This window comes from Streptomyces sp. Y7, from assembly GCF_043195415.1.
In the GTDB taxonomy this organism is placed as follows: domain Bacteria; phylum Actinomycetota; class Actinomycetes; order Streptomycetales; family Streptomycetaceae; genus Streptomyces.
This window is the reverse complement of the sequence record NZ_JBIDDQ010000032.1, coordinates 16,142-38,718: the sequence shown is the minus strand read 5'-3', so window position 1 is coordinate 38,718 and position 22,577 is coordinate 16,142. Positions and strand designations below refer to the sequence as shown.

The 22,577-nt window shown below is 71.5% G+C and carries 21 protein-coding genes; 12 read left to right on the top strand and 9 right to left on the bottom strand.

The genetic code is table 11. From position 1 onward, the window contains the following. The first annotated feature begins 12 nt into the window (after positions 1–12). The 4 genes from ACGFW6_RS40060 to ACGFW6_RS40045 all read left to right on the top strand — a co-directional run bounded on the left by ACGFW6_RS40060 (position 13) and on the right by ACGFW6_RS40045 (position 5,037). Positions 13–1,299, top strand: coding sequence for a DUF5685 family protein (locus ACGFW6_RS40060; protein ID WP_393521412.1), 1,287 nt, complete (start codon positions 13–15; stop codon positions 1,297–1,299). 409 nt (positions 1,300–1,708) lie between these two features. Next, positions 1,709–2,614: a S1 family peptidase gene (locus ACGFW6_RS40055; RefSeq protein ID WP_393521410.1), complete on the top strand. Its 906-nt coding sequence runs from the start codon at positions 1,709–1,711 to the stop codon at positions 2,612–2,614. Positions 2,615–2,777: 163 nt separating this feature from the next. Beyond that, complete coding sequence (locus tag ACGFW6_RS40050) at positions 2,778–3,677, top strand: slipin family protein (protein WP_393521408.1); 900 nt, start codon at positions 2,778–2,780, stop codon at positions 3,675–3,677. A gap of 277 nt (positions 3,678–3,954) precedes the next feature. Continuing rightward, the gene (locus ACGFW6_RS40045; RefSeq protein WP_393521406.1) at positions 3,955–5,037 is read left to right on the top strand and encodes a S1 family peptidase; all 1,083 of its coding nucleotides are present in this window, start codon (positions 3,955–3,957) and stop codon (positions 5,035–5,037) included. A gap of 631 nt (positions 5,038–5,668) precedes the next feature. Here ACGFW6_RS40045 and ACGFW6_RS40040 read toward each other — a convergent pair. After that, positions 5,669–6,748, bottom strand: coding sequence for a DUF3533 domain-containing protein (locus ACGFW6_RS40040; protein WP_393521404.1), 1,080 nt, complete (start codon positions 6,746–6,748; stop codon positions 5,669–5,671). 165 nt (positions 6,749–6,913) lie between these two features. Between ACGFW6_RS40040 and ACGFW6_RS40035 the strand changes: the two genes are divergently transcribed. Together ACGFW6_RS40035 and ACGFW6_RS40030 are read left to right on the top strand one after the other, a co-directional pair. Further along, the gene (locus ACGFW6_RS40035; protein WP_393521402.1) at positions 6,914–10,360 is read left to right on the top strand and encodes a DNA polymerase III subunit alpha; all 3,447 of its coding nucleotides are present in this window, start codon (positions 6,914–6,916) and stop codon (positions 10,358–10,360) included. Next, positions 10,357–11,331: a hypothetical protein gene (locus ACGFW6_RS40030; RefSeq protein WP_393521400.1), complete on the top strand. Its 975-nt coding sequence runs from the start codon at positions 10,357–10,359 to the stop codon at positions 11,329–11,331. The genes ACGFW6_RS40035 and ACGFW6_RS40030 overlap by 4 nt, the downstream gene beginning before the upstream one ends. Positions 11,332–11,347: 16 nt before the next feature. On the opposite strand, the gene ACGFW6_RS40025 is transcribed toward ACGFW6_RS40030, so the two are convergent. Then, complete coding sequence (locus tag ACGFW6_RS40025) at positions 11,348–11,722, bottom strand: cupin domain-containing protein (protein ID WP_393521398.1); 375 nt, start codon at positions 11,720–11,722, stop codon at positions 11,348–11,350. A 93-nt stretch (positions 11,723–11,815) separates the two neighbouring features. Between ACGFW6_RS40025 and ACGFW6_RS40020 the strand changes: the two genes are divergently transcribed. After that, complete coding sequence (locus ACGFW6_RS40020; protein WP_393521396.1) at positions 11,816–12,262, top strand: MarR family winged helix-turn-helix transcriptional regulator; 447 nt, start codon at positions 11,816–11,818, stop codon at positions 12,260–12,262. 173 nt (positions 12,263–12,435) lie between these two features. Next, positions 12,436–13,305, top strand: coding sequence for an esterase/lipase family protein (locus ACGFW6_RS40015; RefSeq protein WP_393521394.1), 870 nt, complete (start codon positions 12,436–12,438; stop codon positions 13,303–13,305). A 72-nt stretch (positions 13,306–13,377) separates the two neighbouring features. Here the strand turns inward: ACGFW6_RS40015 and ACGFW6_RS40010 are convergent, their stop codons facing one another. Then, complete coding sequence (locus ACGFW6_RS40010; RefSeq protein ID WP_393521392.1) at positions 13,378–14,427, bottom strand: lytic polysaccharide monooxygenase; 1,050 nt, start codon at positions 14,425–14,427, stop codon at positions 13,378–13,380. A gap of 191 nt (positions 14,428–14,618) precedes the next feature. Further along, a complete protein-coding gene (locus ACGFW6_RS40005) occupies positions 14,619–15,452 on the bottom strand; it encodes a DUF4436 family protein (protein ID WP_393521516.1) in 834 nt (277 codons plus the stop codon). A gap of 311 nt (positions 15,453–15,763) precedes the next feature. Between ACGFW6_RS40005 and ACGFW6_RS40000 the strand changes: the two genes are divergently transcribed. After that, the gene (locus ACGFW6_RS40000; protein ID WP_393521390.1) at positions 15,764–16,213 is read left to right on the top strand and encodes a GNAT family N-acetyltransferase; all 450 of its coding nucleotides are present in this window, start codon (positions 15,764–15,766) and stop codon (positions 16,211–16,213) included. A gap of 27 nt (positions 16,214–16,240) precedes the next feature. Here the strand turns inward: ACGFW6_RS40000 and ACGFW6_RS39995 are convergent, their stop codons facing one another. Next, positions 16,241–16,378, bottom strand: a complete 138-nt coding sequence (locus tag ACGFW6_RS39995; protein ID WP_393521388.1) for a hypothetical protein — start codon at positions 16,376–16,378, stop codon at positions 16,241–16,243. A 141-nt stretch (positions 16,379–16,519) separates the two neighbouring features. Here ACGFW6_RS39995 and ACGFW6_RS39990 point away from each other — a divergent pair, with 141 nt between their 5' ends. Continuing rightward, positions 16,520–17,170, top strand: a complete 651-nt coding sequence (locus ACGFW6_RS39990; RefSeq protein WP_393521386.1) for a class I SAM-dependent methyltransferase — start codon at positions 16,520–16,522, stop codon at positions 17,168–17,170. Here the strand turns inward: ACGFW6_RS39990 and ACGFW6_RS39985 are convergent. After that, a complete protein-coding gene (locus ACGFW6_RS39985) occupies positions 17,167–17,670 on the bottom strand; it encodes a DUF402 domain-containing protein (protein ID WP_393521384.1) in 504 nt (167 codons plus the stop codon). The two genes, ACGFW6_RS39990 and ACGFW6_RS39985, sit on opposite strands and share 4 nt — an antisense overlap. After that, on the bottom strand, positions 17,651–18,580 hold the full coding sequence (locus ACGFW6_RS39980) for a GNAT family N-acetyltransferase (protein WP_393521382.1): 930 nt from the start codon (positions 18,578–18,580) through the stop codon (positions 17,651–17,653). Before ACGFW6_RS39980 ends, ACGFW6_RS39985 begins: the two co-directional genes overlap by 20 nt. A 71-nt stretch (positions 18,581–18,651) precedes the next feature. On the opposite strand from ACGFW6_RS39980, the gene ACGFW6_RS39975 reads away from it, so the two are divergent. Continuing rightward, positions 18,652–19,020, top strand: coding sequence for a GntR family transcriptional regulator (locus ACGFW6_RS39975; protein ID WP_393521380.1), 369 nt, complete (start codon positions 18,652–18,654; stop codon positions 19,018–19,020). 8 nt (positions 19,021–19,028) lie between these two features. Here ACGFW6_RS39975 and ACGFW6_RS39970 read toward each other — a convergent pair whose 3' ends face one another. Next, positions 19,029–19,802 carry a DUF72 domain-containing protein gene (locus ACGFW6_RS39970; RefSeq protein ID WP_393521378.1) on the bottom strand — a complete coding sequence of 258 codons (774 nt, stop codon included), beginning with the start codon at positions 19,800–19,802 and terminating at the stop codon, positions 19,029–19,031. A 15-nt stretch (positions 19,803–19,817) separates the two neighbouring features. Then, a complete protein-coding gene (locus ACGFW6_RS39965; protein ID WP_393521376.1) occupies positions 19,818–20,912 on the bottom strand; it encodes a DUF5925 domain-containing protein in 1,095 nt (364 codons plus the stop codon). Between the two features lie 243 nt (positions 20,913–21,155). Between ACGFW6_RS39965 and ACGFW6_RS39960 the strand changes: the two genes are divergently transcribed. Beyond that, entirely contained in the window at positions 21,156–22,577 is a 1,422-nt protein-coding gene (locus tag ACGFW6_RS39960) for a xylan 1,4-beta-xylosidase (RefSeq protein ID WP_393521374.1), read from the top strand.

Here is a 22,577-nt window from a genome sequence, read left to right as displayed (position 1 = left end):
CGGGGGAGTGTCGTGTTCGGAATCGTCAGGCCCTGTCGTCATCGGCTCGGAGAGAACCTCACGGGGCAGTGGATGGCGCATTTGTGCGGGTTGTGCCTCTCGTTGCGCGGGGACCATGGTCAGTTCGCGCGGATCGTCACGAACTACGACGGACTCCTCATCTCCGTCCTGACGGAAGCTCAGGCGGAGAAGGACAGCGGACTACGGCGTACAGCTGGACCCTGCCCGCTGCGCGGGATGCGAACCGCGTCCGTCGCACAGGGTGAGGGCGCCCGGCTCGCCGCCGCCGTCTCGCTGGTGCTCGCCTCGGCCAAGGTCCGTGACCATGTGGCCGACCGCGACGGGCTGCTGGCCCGCAGGCCGCTGGCGCTCGCCGCGCGCCGGGTGGCCGCGGGGTGGGGCGCGGCGGGTGCCCGCAGCGGCTCGGCCGTCGGCTTCGACACCGCCGTACTCGTCGACGCCGTGGACCGGCAGACCGGCATCGAGGCGCTCGCCGGCATCGGGACACCGGTCCTCGCCGTGACCGAACCGACCGAGACGGCGACCGCCGCCGCCTTCGCGCACACCGCGATCCTGGCCGGCCGGCCGCACAACGCCGCCGCGCTCGCCGAGGCCGGACGCCTGTTCGGGCGGCTGGCCCACCTCCTGGACGCCGTCGAGGACCGGGCGGCCGACGCCGAGGCCGGTGCGTGGAACCCCCTCACCGCGACCGGGACCTCGCTCGCCGAGGCGCGCCGGCTCGCCGACGACGCCGTGCACGGAGTGCGGCTGGCGCTGCGCGAGGTGGAGTTCACGGACCCGGGGCTCGCCCACCTTCTGCTCGTGCACGAGCTGCGGCGCTCGGTGGACCGGGCGTTCGGCACGGTGCCGACCTGTGGGGCCCATGCCTCGCATCAGCCGGGGCAGCACGGTCAGCCCGGGCCTTATGGGCAGCAGCCCCAGCAGCCGGGACCGTACGGCGCGCCGCAGAATCCGTACGCCGGGGGCGGGAATCCGTACGCCGGCGGGAACCCGTACGCCGGGGGCGGAGGCGCGCCCGGCGGTGGTGCCGGTGGAAGCGGTGGCGGTGGCGGTGACTTCGGAGGTTTCGGCGGGTTCGGCGGTGGGCCGGCCCCTCAGCCGCCGAAGCGGCGTGGATTCTGGGCCGGCTGCGGAATGTTCTGGCTGCTGTGCTGCACCTGCAAGCTGTGCTGCGCCAAGGAGTACGAGGGTCCCTGGTCCCGCAAGAAGCGCGAGGGCTGCTGCCGTGACTGCGACTGCGACGGGTGCGACTGCTGCTGCCCCTGCGACGGTTGCTGAACGCACGCGCGTAGATGGCGGCTACTTCCGGACATCCCTGATACGGGGACCGTGCCGTACGGGCTCAACCGCGTCATGTTGCCGCTCCCTGCCTCCGCCGACCAATCCGTGCGTTCGTTTGCGCCACCTGGCAACACGTCCGACCTCGTTGTCCGGCCGGGTGAGCGCAAGCTGCGCCGAGTGGTGCTGACCGGCTCTGACCGGGGCAGGAGCGGCCAACTCGCACAGATGGTTCAAAAGTTGACGGCCGAAAGGCGCCCTTGTGCCGACCGGTCGTTCGGCCGAATACTCCCCTCAGCGCTTGTCAGGGGCACGACTTGTTCGAAATCCGGACAACGGCCCGACTGACTGCGCCTCACCGGGCCCCGACCCCACGCGGGCCCCCGACTTCCCTTGGAGGGAACGAAACGTGAGGATCAAGCGCACCACCCCCCGCAGCGGCATCACGAGACGGACCCGGCTGATCGCCGTTTCCACCGGCCTCGTTGCCGCGGCCGCGATCGCGATCCCCAACGCGACCGCCGCGGAGACCCCCGACACCTTCAGCGCCGCCCAGCTCAAGAGCGTCAGCGGCTCCGTGCTGAAGGCCGACGTCCCCGGCACCGCCTGGGCCGTCGACAGCAAGACCAACCGCGTCACGGTGACCGTCGACAGCACGGTCTCCCAGGCGGAGATAGCGAAGATCAAGGAACAGGCCGGGGCGAACGCCGACGCGCTCACCATCAAGAGCGTCCCCGGCAAGTTCAGCAAGTTCATCCAGGGCGGCGACGCCATCTATGCGAGTAGCTGGCGCTGCTCGCTCGGCTTCAACGTCCAGGACAGCAGCGGCAACCAGTACTTCCTGACAGCCGGCCACTGCACCGACGGCGCGGGCACCTGGTGGTCCAACTCGAGCCACACCACCGTCATCGGCTCGACCGCCGGCTCCAGCTTCCCGGGCAACGACTACGGCATCGTGCGCTACTCCGGTTCCGTCAGCCGGCCCGGCACCGCCAACGGCGTGGACATCACCCGCGCGGCCACGCCCAGCGTGGGCACCACCGTCATCCGTGACGGTTCCACCACCGGCACCCACAGCGGCCGGGTCACCGCCCTGAACGCCACGGTCAACTACGGTGGCGGCGACATCGTCTCCGGCCTGATCCAGACCACGGTCTGCGCCGAGCCCGGCGACTCCGGCGGTTCGCTCTACGGCAGCAACGGCACCGCGTACGGTCTGACCTCCGGCGGCAGCGGCAACTGCACCTCCGGCGGTACGACGTTCTTCCAGCCGGTCACCGAGGCCCTGAGCGCGTACGGCGTCAGCGTCTACTGACCCTCGGTCCGATCTCTTCGGCCCGAACGGCAGCCGGCAGCAGGTGAGCCCCCGCACGCAACTGGCGTGCGGGGGCTCGCCCTTGCTCCGGCGGCGGGGTTACCGTCGACGGACAGGCAGCACTCCGCTGTAATGCGCCCACGTCGGACCCTGGGGGTCGGTGATGGTCGAGGAGCTGGTGGCGGCGGGAGTGACACTCGCGTCCGCCGGACTGGTCTATGTGGCGGCGGCCGCGCGGGTCGTCAAGCAGTACGAACGGGGCGTGGTCTTCCGCCTCGGCAGGCTCCGGCCCGAAGTGCGCGGGCCCGGGTTCACGATGATCGTGCCGGGCGTCGACAAGCTGCGCAAAGTGAACATGCAGATCGTGACGATGCCCATTCCCGCCCAGGAGGGCATCACCCGGGACAATGTGACCGTGCGGGTCGACGCCGTCGTCTACTTCAAGGTGACCGCGCCGGCCGAGGCGGTCGTGCGGGTCGAGGACTACCGGTTCGCGGTCTCGCAGATGGCGCAGACGTCGCTGCGGTCCATCATCGGCAAGAGCGAGCTGGACGATCTGCTGTCCAGCCGCGAAAAGCTCAACCAGGGGCTGGAGTTGATGATCGACAGCCCGGCCGTCGAGTGGGGCGTGACGATCGACCGGGTGGAGATCAAGGACGTCTCCCTGCCCGAGACCATGAAGCGGTCCATGGCGCGGCAGGCCGAGGCGGACCGGGAGCGGCGGGCGCGGGTCATCAACGCCGACGCGGAGCTCCAGGCCTCGAAGAAGCTGGCTGAGGCGGCCCATCAGATGTCCGATGCGCCGGCGGCGCTTCAGCTGCGGCTGCTTCAGACGGTGATGGCGGTGGCGGCTGAGAAGAACTCCACGCTGGTGCTGCCGATTCCGGTGGAATTGCTGCGATTTCTGGAGAAAGGGACGGCGGTTGCGGCTTCCGGGCAGGAGCCGGGTGACGGCGTGCGGCAGCCGGAATCTGTTGAATCCCGGACCGGACAGGACGAACTTCCCTCTGGTGAACCTCGCTTGGATCCGGGCACTGAAGAGTCGATTTTGAGACAGGAGTAGACCTCACGCGCTGCTTATGGTTCGCTCGCTTGCGGTATTTGCTGAGCGAAGAGAGCGTGCGTGACTGTGCACGGTCAAGACGGGAGGGGTGTGCAAACGTGTTCTACGCGCGTCCTGAAGTCGACCTTGTGTGCTCCCTTCGAACCTAGGAATAGTGAACCTTGTTCAACCGGCACGGACGCGGCTTTTGTTGTGAGCCGTCCCCGTGGCCGTACGCCTTCCGGTCCGCCGAGGTCCCCACAACCTCTCGGGCCGACCCCCCACAGGAGGACGTGAGTTGAAGCACCGACGCATACCCAAGCGGCGTGCAGCCGTGGCAGGTGCGGGTATCGCCGCACTGGTTGCTGCGGGCGTGACCTTGCAGACTGCGAACGCCAGCGAGACGCCTGAGACTTCCGCGCCGAAGACCCTGTCGGTCTCCGCGGCCGGAAAGCTCGCCTCGTCGCTGGTCAAGGACCTGGGTGGCGATGCCGCGGGTTCGTACTACGACGCACAGGCCAAGAGCCTGGTCGTGAACGTCCTCGACGAGGCCGCCGCGGACGCCGTCGAGGCTGCCGGCGCCAAGGCCAGAATCGTCGAGAACTCGCTCGCCGAGCTGAAGAGCGCGCGTACGACGCTGAAGCAGGACGCCACCATTCCCGGCACCGCCTGGGTGACGGACCCGGCGACGAACAAGGTCGTCGTCACCGCCGACCGTACGGTGTCCGACACCGAGTGGGCCAAGCTCGGCAAGGTCGTCGACGGGCTGGGTGCCAAGGCGGAACTGAAGCGGTCGAAGGGGGAGTTCAAGCCCTTCATCGCGGGTGGTGACGCGATCACCGGTGGCAGCGGGCGCTGCTCGCTCGGCTTCAACGTGGTCAAGGGCGGCGAGCCGTTCTTCCTGACCGCCGGGCACTGCACCGAGGGCATCACGGAGTGGTCGGACTCCAACGGGACGCAGATCGGTTCGAACGAGTCGTCCAGCTTCCCGGACAACGACTACGGGCTGGTCAAGTACACCGCGGAGGTCGACCACCCGAGTGAGGTGAACCTCTACAACGGGTCGGCGCAGGCCATCAGCGGGGCCGCGGAGGCCACCGTCGGTATGGCGGTCACCCGTAGCGGGTCGACGACGCAGGTGCACGACGGCAAGGTGACCGGGCTCGACGCCACCGTGAACTACGGCAACGGTGACATCGTCAACGGGCTGATCCAGACCGACGTGTGCGCCGAGCCCGGGGACAGTGGTGGTTCGCTGTTCTCCGGTGACAAGGCGATCGGGCTCACCTCCGGTGGCAGTGGTGACTGCACCGCCGGTGGGGAGACGTTCTTCCAGCCGGTGACCGAGGCGCTGTCTGCCACGGGTACTGAGATCGGCTGACGGTACGTAGCTTTTGCGGAGTCCCGTCCCCGGGTGTGGGGCGGGACTTCCGCGTTTGTGCCTGCGGCGGGGGCGGTGGGGGTGCGCGGTGTATGCCTGCGGCGGCCTGTGCGGGTGGAGTGGGGTGCGCGTAGCGCCTTGTGTCGGTGGGTGGGTCGGGGCCGCGCCGGGGGGTGTCCGTCCTCGGTCGGGCGGTTGCTGTGCCTCCAGAGGTGCTGTTTCTTGACGCCCGCCGCTGCGGGCGGACACCCCCCGGCACGTCCCCTTCTCGCCGTCGGCGCCTGCAACGCCCTTCTTTCCAGGGGCGCGGGGAACTGCGCGGACGGTTGTGGCGGCGGCGGTCACGTCGTGGCGCAGGCCCACTGCAACGCCCTTCTTTCAGGGGCGCGGGGAACTGCGCGGACGGTGGTGACGGTGGCGGTCACGTCGTGGCGCAGGCCCACTGCAACGCCCTTCTTTCAGGGGCGCGGGGAACTGCGCGGACGGTGGTGACGGTGGCGGTCACGTCTCGGGGCAGGGTGGCTGCAACGCCGTTTCTCGGGGGCGCGGGGAACTGCGCGACCGGCCACGACGGACCCGCGGTCGAAAATCCGGCCCAGCCCCCCGCAGGGGCGCGCGGGGAACTCCGTCGCTACGGGCCCGCAGGCGCCGTCGGCCCCGGTGCGGCACGTGCGGTCGGTGTTCGGTCCTTGCCGCGCAGCGCCGCCGCCAGGAGGGTGATCGCTGTTCCCGCGGCTGCCCAGGCCGAGAGGACCAGTAGGGAGGCGGTCGTGTCGTTGCCCTTGAAGTAGGCGACCGAGCGGGTCGCCCACGTGCCTGCCCCCGGGGGCAGGGCGGGGCCGATGTCGTGCCAGAACGGGGGGAGCAGCGGGGGCGGCAGGGCGCCGCCCGCGCTCGGGTTGCCCAGGATCACCACGATCAGGATCGCCAAGCCGATTCCGGCCATGCCGAGGACGGCCTGAAAGGCGAGGGTGGCCGCGCCCACCGCGAAGACGATCAGGGCGCCCACGCCCCAGAGGGCGGCGATGCTGCCGGGCAGTGCGCCCAGGATGGGGCCGACGATGAGGGCGCCGCCCAGGCCGGCGACGACGGCCACCAGGGCCATGACGACGAGGCGGATCACCGAGCGTCTCAGGGTGGGGCGGAGGGCGCCCGAGCTGATCGTGATGATCGACGCGCAGAGGTAGCCGCCCACGCACCAGCCCACGGTCACGTAGAAGGACGTGAGTCCGTTGGAGTCGTGGCGGTCGGCCGGGGCCACGTCGACGGTGCGGAGCGCGCGGGCCTCGGATCTTTCCAGGGTGGCGACCAGGGCCTCCAGGGTGGCGGCCAGCGCCCTGCCGCCTCCGGTGGCGACCAGGAGCGTGTCCGTGGTGCCGGCCGGGTCGATCACCAGGGCGCCGTCGATCTCGCGGTTCAGGATCTGGTCGCGGGCCGTCTCCACGTCGGGCAGGGCACGTGGGTCCAGCGGGTCGCCGGGCAGGTTCTGCAGTCGGTCCACCGTCTGCTGGGCGGCCACCTGGGGGGCCACCACTCCCAAGGGCACGTTCTTGGGTGTCGGGTCATGGAGGGCGCCCACATAGGAGGCGATGAAGAGCAGGGCGAGGACCACCGTGCCGGTCACCAGGATCGTGGCCCGTGGGGTGACGGCGTCCTTCACCTCGGTCAGGAAGGAGGGGTGGGGAGTGTCGGCACCGGGGGGCTGCGTCATGCCCCCACGGTCCGGGGCCGCGGGTGTTTGCGCAGGTGGGAGGCGGCCGAACGGATGTCGTACGAGTGTTCGATAAACGGTCCGGGAATGGTCTATGGTGGGGGTGGGAGAGTTGGGAACTGATGTTCGAGCGGTGGCTCGGAATCGCTGGCGCGGGAGGTGCGTGTGTCGGGCTTCGCGCATCTGCACACCGTCTCCGGGTTCTCCCTGAGGTACGGCGCCTCGCACCCGGAGCGACTGGCCGAGCGCGCCTCCGAGCGGGGCATGGACGCGCTGGCGCTCACCGATCGTGACTCGCTCGGGGGTGCGGTGCGGTTCGCCAAGGCGTGCGCGGCGGCGGGGGTGCGGCCGCTGTTCGGTGTGGAGCTGGCCGTGGAGGGGTTCGGGCACTCGGGGGAGAGTGCGGGGCGCCGGCGGGCTCCGGTACGGGGTGGGGCCTTTGTCGATGAGTCGACCCCTCGGGTCACCTTTCTCGGGCGCGATGCGGCCCGGGGGTGGGGCGATCTGTGCCGAATCGTTTCGGCCGCACATGGCGGGGAGGGCCCGCCGATGCTGCCGCGGGAGGACAACCGGGGGGACGGCCTGATCGTCCTGCTCGGGCCCGACTCCGACGTCGGACGTGCGCTCGCCGCCGGCCGTCCCGACCGGGCGGCCAGGCTGCTCGTGCCGTGGCGGGAGATCTACGGCGACTCCCTGCGGCTTGAGGCCGTGTGGCACGGACGCAAGGGCACCGGCCCGGGGTCGCTGCGGCTGGCCGCCCGTACCGTCGGCTTCGCCGCCGAGCAGCAGCTGCGGCCCGTGCTGAGCAATGCCGTCCGCTATGCCGACCCGGGCCTCGGGCCGGTCGCCGATGTGCTGGACGCCGCGCGGCGGCTCGTGCCCATCGACTCCACCAAGGAACTGGACTCCGGTGAGGCCTGGCTCAAGGGCGCCGAGGACATGGCGCGCGTCGCCGAGCGGGTCGTCGAGGCCGCGGGGTTCCGGCGTGACACCGCGTACCGGCTGCTGGAGCAGACCGGGGCGACGGCTGCCGAGTGCCTCGTCGATCCCGAGGACGACCTCGGCATCGGCACCGTGCACTTCCCCGAACCGCATCTCGTCGGCGCCGGGCGGCGCGGCGCGCAGCAGGCGCTCGCCTCGCGGGCGGCGGCGGGCATGGTGCTGCGCGGCTACGACGGGCGGCGGGCGTACTGGGAGCGGGTGCACCAGGAGCTGGACATCATCGCCCACCACGGGTTCGCCTCCTACTTCCTGACGGTCGCTCAAGTTGTCGACGACGTGCGGAGGATGGGGATTCGGGTGGCCGCCCGTGGGTCCGGTGCCGGGTCGCTCGTCAACCATCTGCTCGGCATCGCGCACGCCGATCCCGTGGAGCACGGGCTGCTGATGGAGCGCTTCCTGTCCAAGCGCCGGATGGTGCTGCCCGACATCGACATCGATGTGGAGTCCGCCCGGCGGCTGGAGGTCTATCGGGCGATCATCGACCGGTTCGGGAGGGAGAGGGTCGCGACCGTCTCGATGCCGGAGACCTACCGGGTGCGGCATGCGGTACGGGACGTGGGCGCGGCGCTGTCCATGGACCCCGCCGACATCGACCGGATCGCCAAGTCCTTCCCGCACATCCGGGCCCGCGACGCCCGCGCGGCGCTGGAGGAGCTGCCCGAGCTGCGGCAACTGGCCGGCGAGCGGGAGCGGTACGGCAAGCTGTGGGAGCTGGTCGAGGCGCTCGACGCCCTGCCGCGCGGTATCGCCATGCATCCGTGCGGGGTGCTGCTGTCGGACGCCTCGCTGCTCTCCCGTACGCCGGTCATGCCGACCAGCGGCGAGGGCTTCCCCATGTCGCAGTTCGACAAGGACGACGTCGAGGACCTCGGGCTGCTCAAGCTCGACGTGCTGGGCGTGCGGATGCAGTCGGCGATGGCGCACGCGGTCGCGGAGGTGGAGCGGGCCACGGGGGAGCGGGTCGACCTGGACGGGGTGGCGGACGGGGATCCGGCCACGTACCGGCTGGTGCGGTCCGCCGAGACGCTGGGCTGCTTCCAGATCGAGTCGCCGGGACAGCGGGATCTGGTCGGGCGGCTCCAGCCGGCCACCTTCCACGATCTCGTCGTCGACATCTCGCTCTTCCGGCCCGGGCCGGTCGCCGCCGACATGGTGCGGCCGTTCATCGAGGCCCGGCACGGGCGGGCGCCCGTGCGCTATCCGCACAAGGATCTGGAGGGGCCGCTGCGGGAGACGTACGGGGTCGTCGTCTTCCACGAGCAGATCATCGACATCGTGCACATCATGACCGGCTGCGGGCGGGACGAGGCCGACCGGGTGCGGCGCGGGCTGTCCGATCCCGAGTCGCAGGGGCGGATCCGGGTGTGGTTCGCGCAGCACGCGGCGGCCAAGGGGTATGACGCGGAGACCATCGGGCGGACCTGGGAGATCGTCGAGGCCTTCGGGTCGTACGGCTTCTGCAAGGCGCACGCGGTCGCCTTCGCCGTGCCGACCTATCAGTCGGCCTGGCTGAAGGCCCATCATCCGGCCGCCTTCTACGCGGGGCTGCTCACGCACGACCCCGGGATGTACCCGAAGCGGCTGCTGCTGGCGGACGCGCGGCGGCGGGGGGTGCCGATCCTGCCGCTGGACGTGAACGCGTCGGGAGTCGCCCACCGTATCGAACTGGTGTCTGAATCGGGGGAGTCGAAGAGCTCGCGCAAGGTGTGGGGACTGCGACTCGCCCTCTCCGACGTGCACGGCATCAGCGAGGCCGAGGCGGCACGGGTCGCGGACGGACAGCCGTACGCCTCGCTGCTCGACTTCTGGGAGCGGGCCCGGCCCAGCCGTCCGCTGGCCCAGCGGCTCGCGCAGGTCGGCGCGCTGGACGCCTTCGGGGCCAACCGGCGTGATCTGCAACTGCATCTGACCGAACTGCACCGGGGCGCCCGCAGCGGTGGCGGCGGGCAGCTTCCGCTGGCCGGCGGGCGGAAGACCGCCGCGGCCGGGCTGCCCGACCTCACCTCGGCGGAGCGGCTCAGCGCCGAGCTGGGAGTGCTGTCCATGGACGCCTCGCGCAATCTGATGGACGACCACCGGGCGTTCCTCGACGAGTTGGGCGTGGTGTCGGCGCGGCGGTTGCGCGAGGCCCGGCACGGCGAGACCGTGCTGGTCGCGGGGGCCAAGGCGGCCACCCAGACGCCACCGATCCGGTCCGGCAAGCGGGTCATCTTCAGCACCCTGGACGACGGGACGGGCCTGGTGGATCTCGCGTTCTTCGACGACTCGCACGACGCCTGTGCCCACACCGTCTTCCACTCCTGGCTGCTGCTGGTGCGGGGAGTGGTGCAGCGCCGCGGCCCGCGCAGTCTGAGCGTGGTGGGATCCGCCGCCTGGAACCTCGCCGAGCTGATCGAGCTGCGCGCCGAGGGCGGCCTGGACGTGGTGGCGGCGCGGCTGGCGGAGCCGGTGGCGGCGCCGGAGGGGGACGAGGGGGATCCGGCGCGCGGCCGGCGAATCCACATGCCCACCGGATACGAACTGAATCCGTGGGCCGATCTGCGACCGGCGGGTCAAGAGCCTTCACAGGTACGGAAGTTGTGGCACCAGAGTCCGGGGAGTGCGGGATGACCATCCTCTGCGTACGTTTCCAGCTGCCGCCGGCGCACGAGGCGGCCCTGCCCGGGCTGCTCGGCGTGCTGGAGGACTTCACGCCGGTCGTCCAGGCGTTGCCGCCGGACGCGGCGCTGGTCGACCTGCGGGGCGCCGAGCGGTACTTCGGGCGCGACGCGGTCGAGCTCGCGTCGGTGATCCGGGTGCGCGCCCTCGCCCATCACGGGGTCGACTGCCTGATCGGCGCGGGGCCGGGGCCGATGCTGGCCCGCGTGGCGCTGGGTGACGCACGGCCCGGGGTGACGTGTGCCGTGCCCGAGGAACCGGACGCCGTCGCGGAGTTCCTCGCCGGCAAGCCCGTCGCCGCGCTGCCCGGCGTCGGTGCCGCGACCGCCCGCACCCTGGGCGAGTACGGCCTCGACACCCTCGGCCTGGTCGCCGCCGCGCCGCTGTCCACGCTCCAGCGGCTGATCGGCGCGAGGGCCGGCCGTGAGCTGCGCGAGAAGGCCGGCGGTGTCGACCGGGGCCGGGTCGTCCCGGACGGCGTGTCGCGGGCGCTGGCCACCGAACGTCCCTTCACCCGCGACGAGCTGGACCCCGACCGGCACCGCCGCGCCCTGCTGTCGGCCGCCGAGGAGCTCGGAGCCCGGCTGCGCGCCCTGGACAAGGTCTGCCGCACCCTGACGCTCACCGTCCGCTACGCCGACCGCTCCTCGACGACCCGCAGCCGCACGCTGAAGGAGCCCACGGCCCACTCGGCCGCGCTGACCAGGGCGGCGTACGGCATGTACGAGGTCCTCGGCCTCCAGCGCGCCCGGGTCCGGGCTCTCGCCCTGCGCGCCGAGGGCCTCGACCCCGCGGAGCAGGCCTCCTACCAGCTCACCTTCGACCCGCTCGACGAGAAGGCCCGCCGTATCGAGGAGGTCGCGGACCGCGCGCGGGCGAAGTTCGGGCCGCACGCGGTGATGCCGGGGGCGCTCGCCGCGTAGCTCCCCCGTGTGCGGGTCAGTTGGCCCACGGTGGCGTGATGAGCGTGCCGTCGGCCAGCTCGGCGGTCAGGCCGATGGACGTGGTGACCCAGGTGAGGGCGGTCCGCCCGGTCGGGTTCTCGACGGTCAGGGTCGCGCCCGGATTGATGATCAGGGTGTCGCCCGCGGTGATCCGGTCGGTGCGGTCGTCGAGCGTGACCAGCAGTTCGCCGTCGAGGAGGTGCAGGATCTCCTCCCGGTTGACGGTGTGCGCGGGCGCCTTGGTCCCCGCCGGGATCTCGCCGCGCCAGGCGCACAGCTCCTTGCTGCCGGTCAGGGGGGTGGCGTACGAGACGAAACGGGCGCCGTGGATCTCGTGGGTGACGGCTTCGGACGCTCGGATCACGGGCATGGGTGCCTCCTCGAAAAATGGTCAAGCAGCTTGACTATATAGGGCTATGGTCAAGCTGCTTGACCGATTCGTCAAGGGTGTTTCAATGCCTGCGTGCAGAACTCCGAAGCCATGGCCCTGTCCGCCACCCTGCTCGCCGTCGCCGGTGAGCTCACGCAGCGCATCAATGACGGCGTGGTCGCCCGGGGCTTCGAGGGGGTCAGGCCCGCGCACGGGTTCGCCTTCGCCCGCCTCGCCCCGGCGGGGGCCACCGCCACCGACCTCGCCGTCCATCTCGGGGTGACCAAGCAGGCCGCGAGTCAGCTCGTCGACGAGATCGTGCGCAAGGGGTACGCCGAGCGCCGGCCGCACCCCGATGACGCGCGGGCCCGGCTGGTCGTGCTGACCGAGCGGGGGTGGGCGTGCACCCGGGCTGCCGAGGAGGCGGCCGCCGAAGCGGTCCGGGCGTGGGTCGGTGTGCTGGGGGAGACGCAGGTGCGGGCGCTGCTCGGGCAGTTGGCGCGGATCGCTCCCAATGGCCCCATCAGGCCCACATGGTGACGGTTCATCAGTAGATGTAGTGCACCTCTGACTATCACTGGAAGTTTTTACTGACGCGTAACTTCACACGTCTACTACTCGCCCGTAACTTGACGAGTGAACAGCATCCTCGTGATCCGGATCACAGGGCGTAAGGCCGTCGTACCTCCCTTGAGCCGCAAGGAGATCACCCGATGCTGCCCTGGAAACGAGTGCTCAGACCGCTGGCCGCACTGCTCCTGACCGCCACGGTCGCCGTCGTCCCCGCCACCACCGCCCAGGCCGCCGAGACGACGGCGGCATCCAGCAGCGGCTGGAACGACTACACCTGCAAGCCGTCCGCCGCGCACCCCCGCCCGGTGGTCCTCGTGCACGGTACCTTCGCGAACTCCGTCGACAACTGGCTGGGGCTCGCGCCCTATCTGACGGACCGCGGCTACTGCGTCTTCTCCCTCGACTACGGCCAGCTGCCGGGCGTGCCGTTCTTCCACGCCCTCGGCCCCATCGACAAGTCGGCGGAACAGCTGTCCGCCTATGTCGACAAGGTGCTCGCCGCGACCGGTGCCGCCGAGGCCGACCTCGTCGGTCACTCGCAGGGCGGCATGATGCCCCGTTACTACCTCAAGTTCCTCGGCGGAGCCGGCAAGGTGAACGCCCTCGTCGGTATCGCGCCCAACAACCACGGCACCACGCTGTCGGGGCTCACCAACCTGCTGCCGTACTTCCCCGGCGCGGAGGACCTGCTCACCGGCGCCACCCCCGCCCTCGCCCAGCAGGTCGCCGGATCCGAGTTCATGACCAGGCTCAACGCGGGCGGCGACACCGTCCCCGGGGTGCGCTACACGGTCATAGCCACCAGGTACGACGAGGTGGTCACACCGTGGCGGACCCAGTTCCTGACCGGACCCGACGTCAGGAACGTCCTGATCCAGGACCTGTGCGCGATCGACATCTCCGAGCACGCGCTCCTGGGCCTGACCGACCGGATCGCCTTCCACGAGGTGGCCAACGCGCTCGACCCGGCCCACGCCCGCCCCACCACCTGCGCGTCCGCGATCAGTTGAGCGGGTGAGCGCCGGGCACACCGCCGGGGCCTGACCGGCCTGAGCCGCCGTTCAGGCCCCGGAGTCCATGCGTCAGCGGCCGTGCCGACCGCCGCCGGCCGCCCGCCGGCGCACCGAGGCGAACAGCACCGCCGAACCCAGCGCCAGCGTCGCCGCACCGCCCATCGCGAGATACGCCGTGCTGCTGTCCCCACCGGTCTCGGCCAGGTTCTCGGTGGCACCCGCCGCCTTCGGCTGATTGGCCGGCGCGGTCGACGGGTCGTCCGCCGCCGCGGCAGGCTCCGCCGACGTACTGGCGTCCTGGTCACCGTGGCCGTGGTGCTCGATCGTCGACTGGTCGGCACCGGCCTCGATCTGCTCCTCGGAGGGCGCGGAGGCGCTCGGAGCCGGCGCGGCCTCGCCACTGCCGCTGCCGGAGCTGCCGGAGCTGTCGGAGCTGCCGGTGTCGCCGGAGCTGTCGGAGTCGCCGGTTCCGCCCCCGCTCGCGCCGCCGAAGGTGACGTCCGAGCAGGAGTAGAACGCCTCCGGGCTGTCCGAACGCTGCCAGACCGCGTACAGCAGCTGCTTGCCGGAGCGCTGCGGCAGGGTGCCGGAGAACGTGTAGAAGCCACCCGACGCCGCCGGGTCGGTGACCGTCGCCACCGGGTTCGCCAGGTCCAGGTCGCCCCAGGCCAGCGGCTTCGCCGGGTCGTAGCCCGCCTTGGTGATGTACACCTTGAAGGTGCCCTTGTGCGGGGCGGTCACGCGGTACTTGAAGGTGTACGACCCGCTGCTCACGCTCGTGGCCGGCCAGTCGGCACGGGCCAGGTCGAGGCCCTTGAACTCCTCGCTGTTCGCGCTGCACAGCTTGCCGTCCGGGATCAGCTCCTGGTGCCGGCCGGCCGCGTCACCGATGCGTATGCCGTTCCAGTCGTAGAGCGCCTGTGTGCCGCCCGCCGCGACCGCCGCCTTGCACGCGTCGGACCTCGGGCTCTCCGGACCCTCCGCGTAGCACTGCGAGACCCGGCTGACCGGGTCGCCCATCGAGCCGTGCGCCGAGGCGGGCGCGGCGGCGAGGGCGGTCAGCGCGAGCGGGGTCAGGCCGAGCGCGGTGACGGCGGCGGCCTTGCGGCGTGCGGACATGGAAGATCTCCTCAAGGGGGCCTGATGCATGGGGTGAATCCCGTGGGGGCGATCAGAAGCTAGCCCGAGAAAACCGGGAAATCGCCTGCTGGAGGCGGGTGATGGCGATCTTTAGGGTCGCCTTAAGGTACGGCTAACCAGGGGCTCAGGATGGGTGTCCGAAGAGCCCGGCCGCACCCGCGGCGGAGCCACTACGTGGGTCGCGTTTCCTGGCGCAGGGACTTCTTGACGCCGGTGATGACCACCGTGATGAGGCAGAGGGCGATGACCGACTCGGCCCACAGGAAGGCGAACCAGTCCAGGACGCAGCCGATCGGGGGTGTGCCGGGGGCGGTGTTGCGGAACGCGGCGAGGGCGAACAGGGTGGCGGCCATCCAGGCGAGACCGGGCCAGACCAGGCCCTCGCTGCCGGTCGTCAGGTACCAGGCCCCGATGATCACGGACGCCGCCAGCGCCCACATCGCCACCATCATGAAGACCGCGAAGACGAGCAGGCTGCCCGATCGCTCCAGGCGCAGCGCCGCCACGGCCTCCTGCCGGGAGGGCACGGGCTCCGCGGAGACCGAGAAGAGCGTGTCGCTGTTGGAGAACAGCAGCCGTACCGGCACCTGCTCGCCGCCCAGCTGCGCCCGGAACGCGAGGACCGTCTCGTACGTGTCGAACGGGTAGTCACTGATCGATCCGCCCGTGAGCGCGACCTGCACGTCTCTCGTCGCGAGCCGCTCGTGCGCCGCGAACTCCAGGTTGCTGTGGGTCGCCCCCGAGGTCTGGAGGCTGAGGTCGGCCACCGGAGCCGCCCCGTCCGCCTCGCCGAGGGTCCCGCGCGGGATGACCCAGACCCGCAGTACCAGCTCTCTGCCCGCCGCGTCGACGCTCTGGACGGCGGCCTCCACGTCCACCCGGTCGGCGGCCGAGGACCCGACGGTGTGCACCGTGTCGGACGTCTGCCGCTCGGTGAACTGCAGCCACGAGCCGACGGCCACCGCCACCACGATCAGGACCGCGATGGAGATGAGCACGGGCAGGACGGACCGCCCGGAGCGTCGTGGGCGAGGCGAGTCGGCAGGTGCCACCGGACGGCCCGGACGCATCACTCGGTCCAGCTGCCCGGCACTTGGTCCGCCGCACGGAAGTCGTCAGGCCCTTCATCCACGCTGCGCCGGCCGACGCCGGACCGGCCGAGGGGACTCCCGGGCACCACCGAGGCGGTGTTGGCGGAACGCACGTGATCCACGCTACGGGCCGGTCCGAGGACGTGCATGCGGACAAGGCCCTGACGGGGCCGGCGCCGGACCGCGGACAGGCAGTCCGAACGGGCCTCGGTAGCGTTCGGGTCATGACGAGCGAGGAGATCCGGCCCGCGACGGCCGCGGACGTACCGGCGGTGAAGGCCGTGACGGACGCGGCGTACACGCCGTACATCGAGCGCATCGGAGTGGTCCCCGTGCCCATGACGGCGGACCACGCGGCGGACGTGGCCGCGGGGAAGGTGTTCGTGACGGGTGATCCCGTGATCGGGCTCGTGGTGATCGAGGCGCACGAGGACCATCTGTTCCTCGACAACATCGCCGTCCGCCCCGACGCCCATGGCAGGGGCGTGGGGAGACGGCTGCTGCACTTCGTGGACGCACGCGCGCGTGCTCTGGGTCTGCCCGAGGTCAGGCTCTACACCAATGCCCTGATGTGGGAGAACCAGAAGATCTACCCGAAGTACGGCTATGAGGTCGTCGAGCGGCGGGTGGACGGCCCGTACGACCGGATCCACTACCGCAAGCGGCTCGGCTGACGGGTCGGACGCGGCCGGCGGGGCTTCTCAGGCGTCCGGCCACCAGGTTCGTGCGATGTCCTTGCGGACCTCGGGTCGTCCCGAGGGGCGCTCTTCGGCCTCCTCCTGGACCCGGCGGGTGCTGGACTGCCTCTTCAGGGGCTTCTGCACGGTTGCACGGCGCATGGCTGCCTCCTTCAAGGGCCTACCGAGTTCCGTGTTCTCACCGGGGTAGACCCGTTCGGGGAGAGTTCCTCATCGGTGCAGGTCCTGTCAGTGGCGGCTGTCACCATTCGACTGTCAGTGGCGGGTGTCACTCTTGGCCGCATGACGAACGGTGAACACGCCGTCACAGCGGCGGACATGGACTGGGACTCGGCCGCGGCCACCTTCGACGACGAACCCGACCACGGCCTGCGCGACCCCGAGGTACGGCAGGCGTGGGCCGCCCGGCTGCGCTCCTGGCTGCCCGAGCACGCCTGTGACGTCCTCGACCTGGGCTGCGGCACCGGCAGCCTGTCGCTCCTCGCGGCCGAGCAGGGACACCGGGTCACCGGGGTGGACCGGTCCCCGGCGATGGTCGGCCTCGCCCGCGCCAAGCTCGCCGGGCGTGACGCGGTGTTCTTCGCCGGTGACGCGGCGATGCCGCCGGTGGGGGAGGAGCGGTTCGACGTGGTGCTCGTACGGCATGTCCTGTGGGCGCTGCCCGACCCGGGCCGGGCCTTGCGGCACTGGCGCGGGCTGCTGCGCCCAGGAGGGCGGTTCGTGCTGGTCGAGGGCGTGTGGCACACCGTCGCCGGGGCCGCGCCGGCCGGCCTGCCGGCGGACCGGCTCACCGGCCTCCTCGCCCCGCTCGCCGGGCAGCTGCGCGTGGAGCGCCTGTCCGACGACGAGGCCCTGTGGGGCAGACCGGTGGCCGACGAGCGGTACGCCGTGGTGGCGACGGCCTCGACGAACGGCAGTTCCGGACGGGCCTAAGCCAGCAGCGACTCCAGGCCGCCCGCCACGGTGGCGAGCACTTCCAGTTCGTCGAGGGCGGCCACGGCCGCGGCGGCCGCCTCCGGGTCCGACCGCGCCAGGCCGCTCTCGGCGAACTCGTCCTCGTCCAGCCGCAGCACGTCCGTGCCGTCGGCGGAGCGCCACAGGTCCAGGTCCAGGTCCTCGACGACCAGCTCGGCGCCCGACAGCGTCGCCGGGCGGGTGATGTCGCAGTACCAGCCCTTGAGGGCGCCCGCCGCGTCGCGGACCTCCTTCACCGCGTACCAGCGGTCGCGCCAGTAGTACTCGGTGAAGACGTCGCCCGGCTCGAACCGCACGAAGCCGAAGTCGCGGACGCCCTCACCGGACCACGGGGCGCGCACGGCGATCCGGGTGCCGTCGTCGGCTACCAGCTCGGCCGGGTAACGGATCTTCGTACGGCCGCCCTTGACGAGGACCACCTCCAGAAAGGGCGGACGCTCAGCCGAGTTCGCGGACATGGCGGACCTCCGTCGCGCAGATCTGGTAGCCGAACCAGAAGTTGATCGCCAGCATGGGCTTGTTGTCGGTGTCGTTGCCGGTGAACGCCTCCCGGTAGCCGGCGGCGCGGGCCCGGTGCAGGGAGGCGTTCTTGGCGAGCTTGGCCAGGCCCCGGCCGCGGAAGGCGCGGGCGGTGCCGGTCATCGCCGTGGAGTAGCGGGTGGCGCGGTCCGTGAACGCGGCGCTGAACGCGGCGGGACGGCCGTCGACGACCGCGACCGTGCCCAGGTCCCGGTCGAGCAGCGGGTGCTTCCAGGTCTCCTCGACCCAGGTCTCGTACTCGCCGAAGTCGGTCCCGACGTCGCTCGGTTCGTCCGACGTCGTCTCCGCGTCCAGCTCGAACAGCGGGCGCGGGTCGTCCGCGAAGTCGGCGAAGGTCCGCAGTTCGACGCCGGGCGGCGGGTCCTGGAGCGGTGGCAGGGAGCCGCTCGCCAGGTCCAGGCGCAGGAAGTGGGCGGAGCGGCTCGCGCGATAGCCGTGCCGCTCGGCGAACGCACGGTTGCCCGGCTCGTCGAGGACCCACGAGAACAGCTTGGTCGCCCCGACCGAGCCCAGGTGTTCCTCGGCGGCGCGGACCAGGAGCTCGCCGGCGCCGCGCCGCGTGCGGTCCGGGCGCACATAGACGTTGAGATAGCCCTGGCCCGGCTCCGGGCTGTCGTGGGCGATGCCGACCTGGGCCGTGCCGATCGTCTCGCCGTCCTCCTCCGCGACGAGGGAGCGGTAGTGGGCGTCGGGATGGGTGTGGGCCTGGCGGTGTCTGACGGCCTCCGGGGTCCACAGGATGTAGGGGAGGGCGAGATGGCGGCTGTGGGCGAAACGCTCCACGTCGGCGGGCACTTCGGGGCGGAGATCGCGCACGGTCACGGTCATGTGGGCGCACGCTACGGGGGGATGTGCGCGGATGCCTCTCATTTTCCGGCGGGTACGGGACAATCGGCCCTGTGACCTTGAAGATCCACATCGACGACAGTGCCGCACCGTACGAGCAGGTGCGGGCGCAGATCTCGGAGCAGGCACGGTCGGGGGCGCTGCCGGTGGGCTACCGGCTGCCCACCGTGCGAGGGCTCGCGGAGTCGCTGGGGCTGGCCGCCAACACGGTCGCCAAGGCGTACCGGGCGCTGGAGAGCGACGGGGTGATCGAGACGCGGGGCCGCAACGGCACGTTCGTGGCCGCCGCCGGCTCGGCCGCGGAACGGGAGCTCGCGTCGGCTGCCCAGGCGTACGTCGATCGTGCCCGCCGGCTGGGGCTGACGGAGGCCGACGCGCTCGCCGCCGTCCGGGATGCGCTGCGCGCGGCCTACGGGAAGTAGGCACCTCGCTAGGCCGGTGAGAGAAGGCGCCGTGGGGTGCGCGTCGGCTCCAGGCCCGCCGCCGTCGCCGCCCTCGCGAACGTCATCGCGTCCTGCACCGCCGCCCCTGTCGGGTCGTTGTTGAAGTACGTGTACACGTCCTCCGCGTCCGGCCACATGTCCGTGATGCGCTCCACCCATGTCGCCAGGGCCTGTCGGCCGTAGTGCGGCCACACATGTGCGCGGCCCACATGGAAACGGACGTAGCCCCAGTCGGTGGTGCGCCACAGTGGGGTCACCGGGCGTGATGCGACGTCGGCCCAGCACAGGGCCGCACCCCGGGACTCGAGCACCTCGCGCACCTGACGCGTCCACCAGCTGTCATGCCGCGGCTCCACCGCGACCCGCGTCGAGGACGGGAAACACGCCAGGCACGCGTCCAGCAGCCCGGCGTCCGCCCGGAGCGTGGGGGGCAGTTGCAGCAGCACCGGGCCCAGACGGGCGCCCAACCCCCGCGCACGGGACATCAGCCGGCTCACCGGCTCCTCGGGATCCCGCAGCCGCTTGATGTGGGTGAGATAGCGGCTCGCCTTCACCGCGACCACGAAGTCGTCCGGCACCCGGTCCCGCCACGCCTCGAAGTTCTCCCGCGTCGGCAGCCGGTAGAAGGCGTTGTTGATCTCGACCGTCGCGAAGTGCGCCGCGTACTCCTCCAGCCACAGCCGTACCGGTACGCCGGCCGGGTACAGCACGCCCCGCCAGTCCTTGTACTGCCACCCCGACGTGCCCACGAACAGGGTCATACGTCCATCAAAGCACTACAGATACAGCCCCGCGTCCGCCCCGTCCCGGGGATCCGGCAGGGACGTCGGGGACGTCCCCCGCTTCAGCGCGTACAGCTCCGCCAGCGTGGCGCCGTCCCGGCCGACGCCCTCGTCCGTGCCCAGCCAGCCCACCGCCTCGCCGCGGGTCAGCGGGCCCACCTCGATACGGGCCAGGCAGCGGCCGGGGCGGACGACGGCGGGGTGCAGGCGCTCCAGGTCCTCGTTGGTCGTCACGCCGACCAGGACGTTGCGGCCCTGCCCGAGCAGGCCGTCCGTCAGGTTGAGCAGCCGCGACAGGGCCTGGCCCGCCGTGTGCTTCGCCTCGCCCCGGATCAGCTCGTCGCAGTCCTCCAGCAGGAGGAGCCGCCAGCGGCCCTTGCCCGTCGAGTCGTCCTCGCCGATCGCGATGTCCATCAGATAGCCGACGTCGGAGAAGAGCCGCTCCGGGTCCAGCACGCAGTCCACCTGGCACCAGTCCCGCCAGGAACGGGCCAGCGTCCGCAGCGCCGACGTCTTGCCGGTGCCCGGCGGGCCGTGCAGCAGGAGCAGCCGGCCCGCGATGTCCTCCGGGGTCGTCTTCATCAGGCGGTCCATCGCGTCCGCCACCGGCGCGGTGTAGTTGGCCCGCACCTCGTCCCAGGTGCCCGCCGAGATCTGCCGGGTCGTGCGGTGCGGACCGCGCCTGGGGGAGACGTACCAGAAGCCCATGGTCACGTTCTCCGGCTGCGGTTCGGGCTCGTCGGCCGCGCCGTCCGTCGCCTCGCCCAGCACCCGCTCCGCCAGCTCCTCGCTGGTCGCGGTCACGGTGACGTCGGCGCCGCGGTTCCAGCGGGAGATCAGCAGGGTCCAGCCGTCGCCCTCGGCCAGCGTCGCGCTGCGGTCGTCGTCGCGGGCGGTGCGCAGCACACGGGCGCCCGGCGGCAGGAGGGTCGCCCCGGACCGTACGCGGTCGATGTTCGCCGCGTGCGAGTACGGCTGCTCGCCCGTCGCGAAGCGGCCGAGGAACAGCGCGTCGACGACGTCGGACGGCGAGTCGCTGTCGTCGACGTTGAGCCGGATCGGCAGAGCGTCGTGTGGGTTCGCAGACATGCGGCCATGATCCGGCACGCGGCGGCCCCGTGCACCCGGTTTCCGTGCCACGTCCCGCCAACGGTGCACGTCCGGTGCGTGCGTCGCATTCCCCGGCGCGGCTCCGCGCCGGGCGGCCGTGCCCACCACGCGCGCGGGGGAAAGCGCCCGGCGGATCCGCCCCGGCCCTCCGCGCTCTGTTACAGGACCGTGTGGAGCCGAAACCTGCCCGAGCGGCCGACACCCCCGTTACCGTTGTCCTTGATGGGACGTCATGGGTGGAATTCGGGGGCACGGCGGTGGCGGCTCACCGCGCTGCTCGGTGTGGGCGCGGCGGCGCTCGCCCTGGTCGTGACCCTCCTCAACACGCTTCCGGGCAACGGCGTGAACACCGACGGCACCTCACGCGACGGCGACAGGCCGCACGGCACCCCGACCGCCACCCCGGACGCGACGAACCCGGAGGTCGGCTGGGGCTTCACCCACACCCAGCACAGCGCCGACCAGGGCGCGGCGGCCGCCGTCGGGCGCGTCGAGCGCCGGCTCGCGGACGCCGGAGGGCTGCCGCAGATCCAGCACATCATGGGCTGGGGCGCCGACAACCCCGAGCCGGTCGCGGGGCGTTACGACTTCGAGGCGATGGACCGCCGTATCGACTTCGTCCGCGCCTCGGGCAGCACACCCGTCGTCACCCTGTGCTGCGCCCCCGACTGGATGAAGGGCGGTGAGGCCGGCGTCGGCAACACGGACTGGAGTCAGGCCGCCCTGGAGACGGCGCCCGACCCCGAGCACTTCGACGACTTCGCCGCGCTCGCCGTGACCGTCGCCAAGCGGTATCCGGACGTACGGCACTTCATCGTCTGGAACGAGTTCAAGGGCTTCTGGAACGACGCCGAGGCCCGCTGGGACTACGAGGGCTACACGAAGCTGTACAACCTCGTCCACCGGGCGCTCAAGAAGGTCAACCCGGACATCATGGTGGGTGGGCCGTACATCGTGATGGACAGCGTCGACCCGCGTGCCGAGGAGGCGTCGAAGGCCCTGACCGGCCCCTGGGGCGCCCTTGACCGGCGTACCGTCGACGCCTTCAGGTACTGGAACGAGCACAAGGCGGGCGCCGACTTCGTCGTCGTGGACGGCTCCAGCTACACCCGGGACGACGAGCTGCTGCCCGACGAGTTCACGGCCACCGACAAGTTCACCGCCGTAAGCCGCTGGGTGCGCGAGCAGACCGGTGATCTCCCGCTGTGGTGGGCCGAGTACTACGTCGAGCCCGCCGACGGCAACGACGACCGCAAGGGCTGGTCCGAGGCCCGCCGCGGCGCCGTCCAGGCCGCCGGGATGATCGCGCTCGCCAAGGGCGGCACCACCTCGGCCTTCTACTGGAACCCGCAGGAGCGGAAGGGCACCGAGTGCGCCGGCTGCCTGTGGACACCGACCGACACCGCGGCCGGCGGTGCGAAGCTGCCGATGTACGACCTGGTCGCGCGGTTCGGCAAGGAGTTCCGGCCCGGCACCGAGTACCGGCAGGTGTCCGTGGACGGCCCCGACGTCCGGGTCCTGGCCACCGACCGGACGATCCTGGCCGTGAACACCCTCGACCGGCAGACCACCGTGAAGATCGACGGCAGGAAGACCGAGCTGCAGGCCTACGAGGTCAGGTGGCTCGAACGCCGGACCACCTGA

Bases quoted from the DNA above. Each gene is read 5' to 3' on its own strand.
- ACGFW6_RS39980 (WP_393521382.1), bottom strand. From the start codon at position 18,580: ATGACCGTGACCGTGCGCGATCTCCGCCCCGAAGTGCCCGCCGACGTG.
- ACGFW6_RS39990 (WP_393521386.1), top strand. From the start codon at position 16,520: ATGACGAACGGTGAACACGCCGTCACAGCGGCGGACATGGACTGGGAC.
- ACGFW6_RS39995 (WP_393521388.1), bottom strand. From the start codon at position 16,378: ATGCGCCGTGCAACCGTGCAGAAGCCCCTGAAGAGGCAGTCCAGCACC.
- ACGFW6_RS40010 (WP_393521392.1), bottom strand. From the start codon at position 14,427: ATGTCCGCACGCCGCAAGGCCGCCGCCGTCACCGCGCTCGGCCTGACC.
- ACGFW6_RS39960 (WP_393521374.1), top strand. From the start codon at position 21,156: ATGGGACGTCATGGGTGGAATTCGGGGGCACGGCGGTGGCGGCTCACC.
- ACGFW6_RS40030 (WP_393521400.1), top strand. From the start codon at position 10,357: ATGACCATCCTCTGCGTACGTTTCCAGCTGCCGCCGGCGCACGAGGCG.
- ACGFW6_RS39965 (WP_393521376.1), bottom strand. From the start codon at position 20,912: ATGTCTGCGAACCCACACGACGCTCTGCCGATCCGGCTCAACGTCGAC.
- ACGFW6_RS40025 (WP_393521398.1), bottom strand. From the start codon at position 11,722: ATGCCCGTGATCCGAGCGTCCGAAGCCGTCACCCACGAGATCCACGGC.
- ACGFW6_RS40000 (WP_393521390.1), top strand. From the start codon at position 15,764: ATGACGAGCGAGGAGATCCGGCCCGCGACGGCCGCGGACGTACCGGCG.
- ACGFW6_RS39970 (WP_393521378.1), bottom strand. From the start codon at position 19,802: ATGACCCTGTTCGTGGGCACGTCGGGGTGGCAGTACAAGGACTGGCGG.
- ACGFW6_RS40015 (WP_393521394.1), top strand. From the start codon at position 12,436: ATGCTGCCCTGGAAACGAGTGCTCAGACCGCTGGCCGCACTGCTCCTG.
- ACGFW6_RS40050 (WP_393521408.1), top strand. From the start codon at position 2,778: ATGGTCGAGGAGCTGGTGGCGGCGGGAGTGACACTCGCGTCCGCCGGA.
- ACGFW6_RS39985 (WP_393521384.1), bottom strand. From the start codon at position 17,670: ATGTCCGCGAACTCGGCTGAGCGTCCGCCCTTTCTGGAGGTGGTCCTC.
- ACGFW6_RS40040 (WP_393521404.1), bottom strand. From the start codon at position 6,748: ATGACGCAGCCCCCCGGTGCCGACACTCCCCACCCCTCCTTCCTGACC.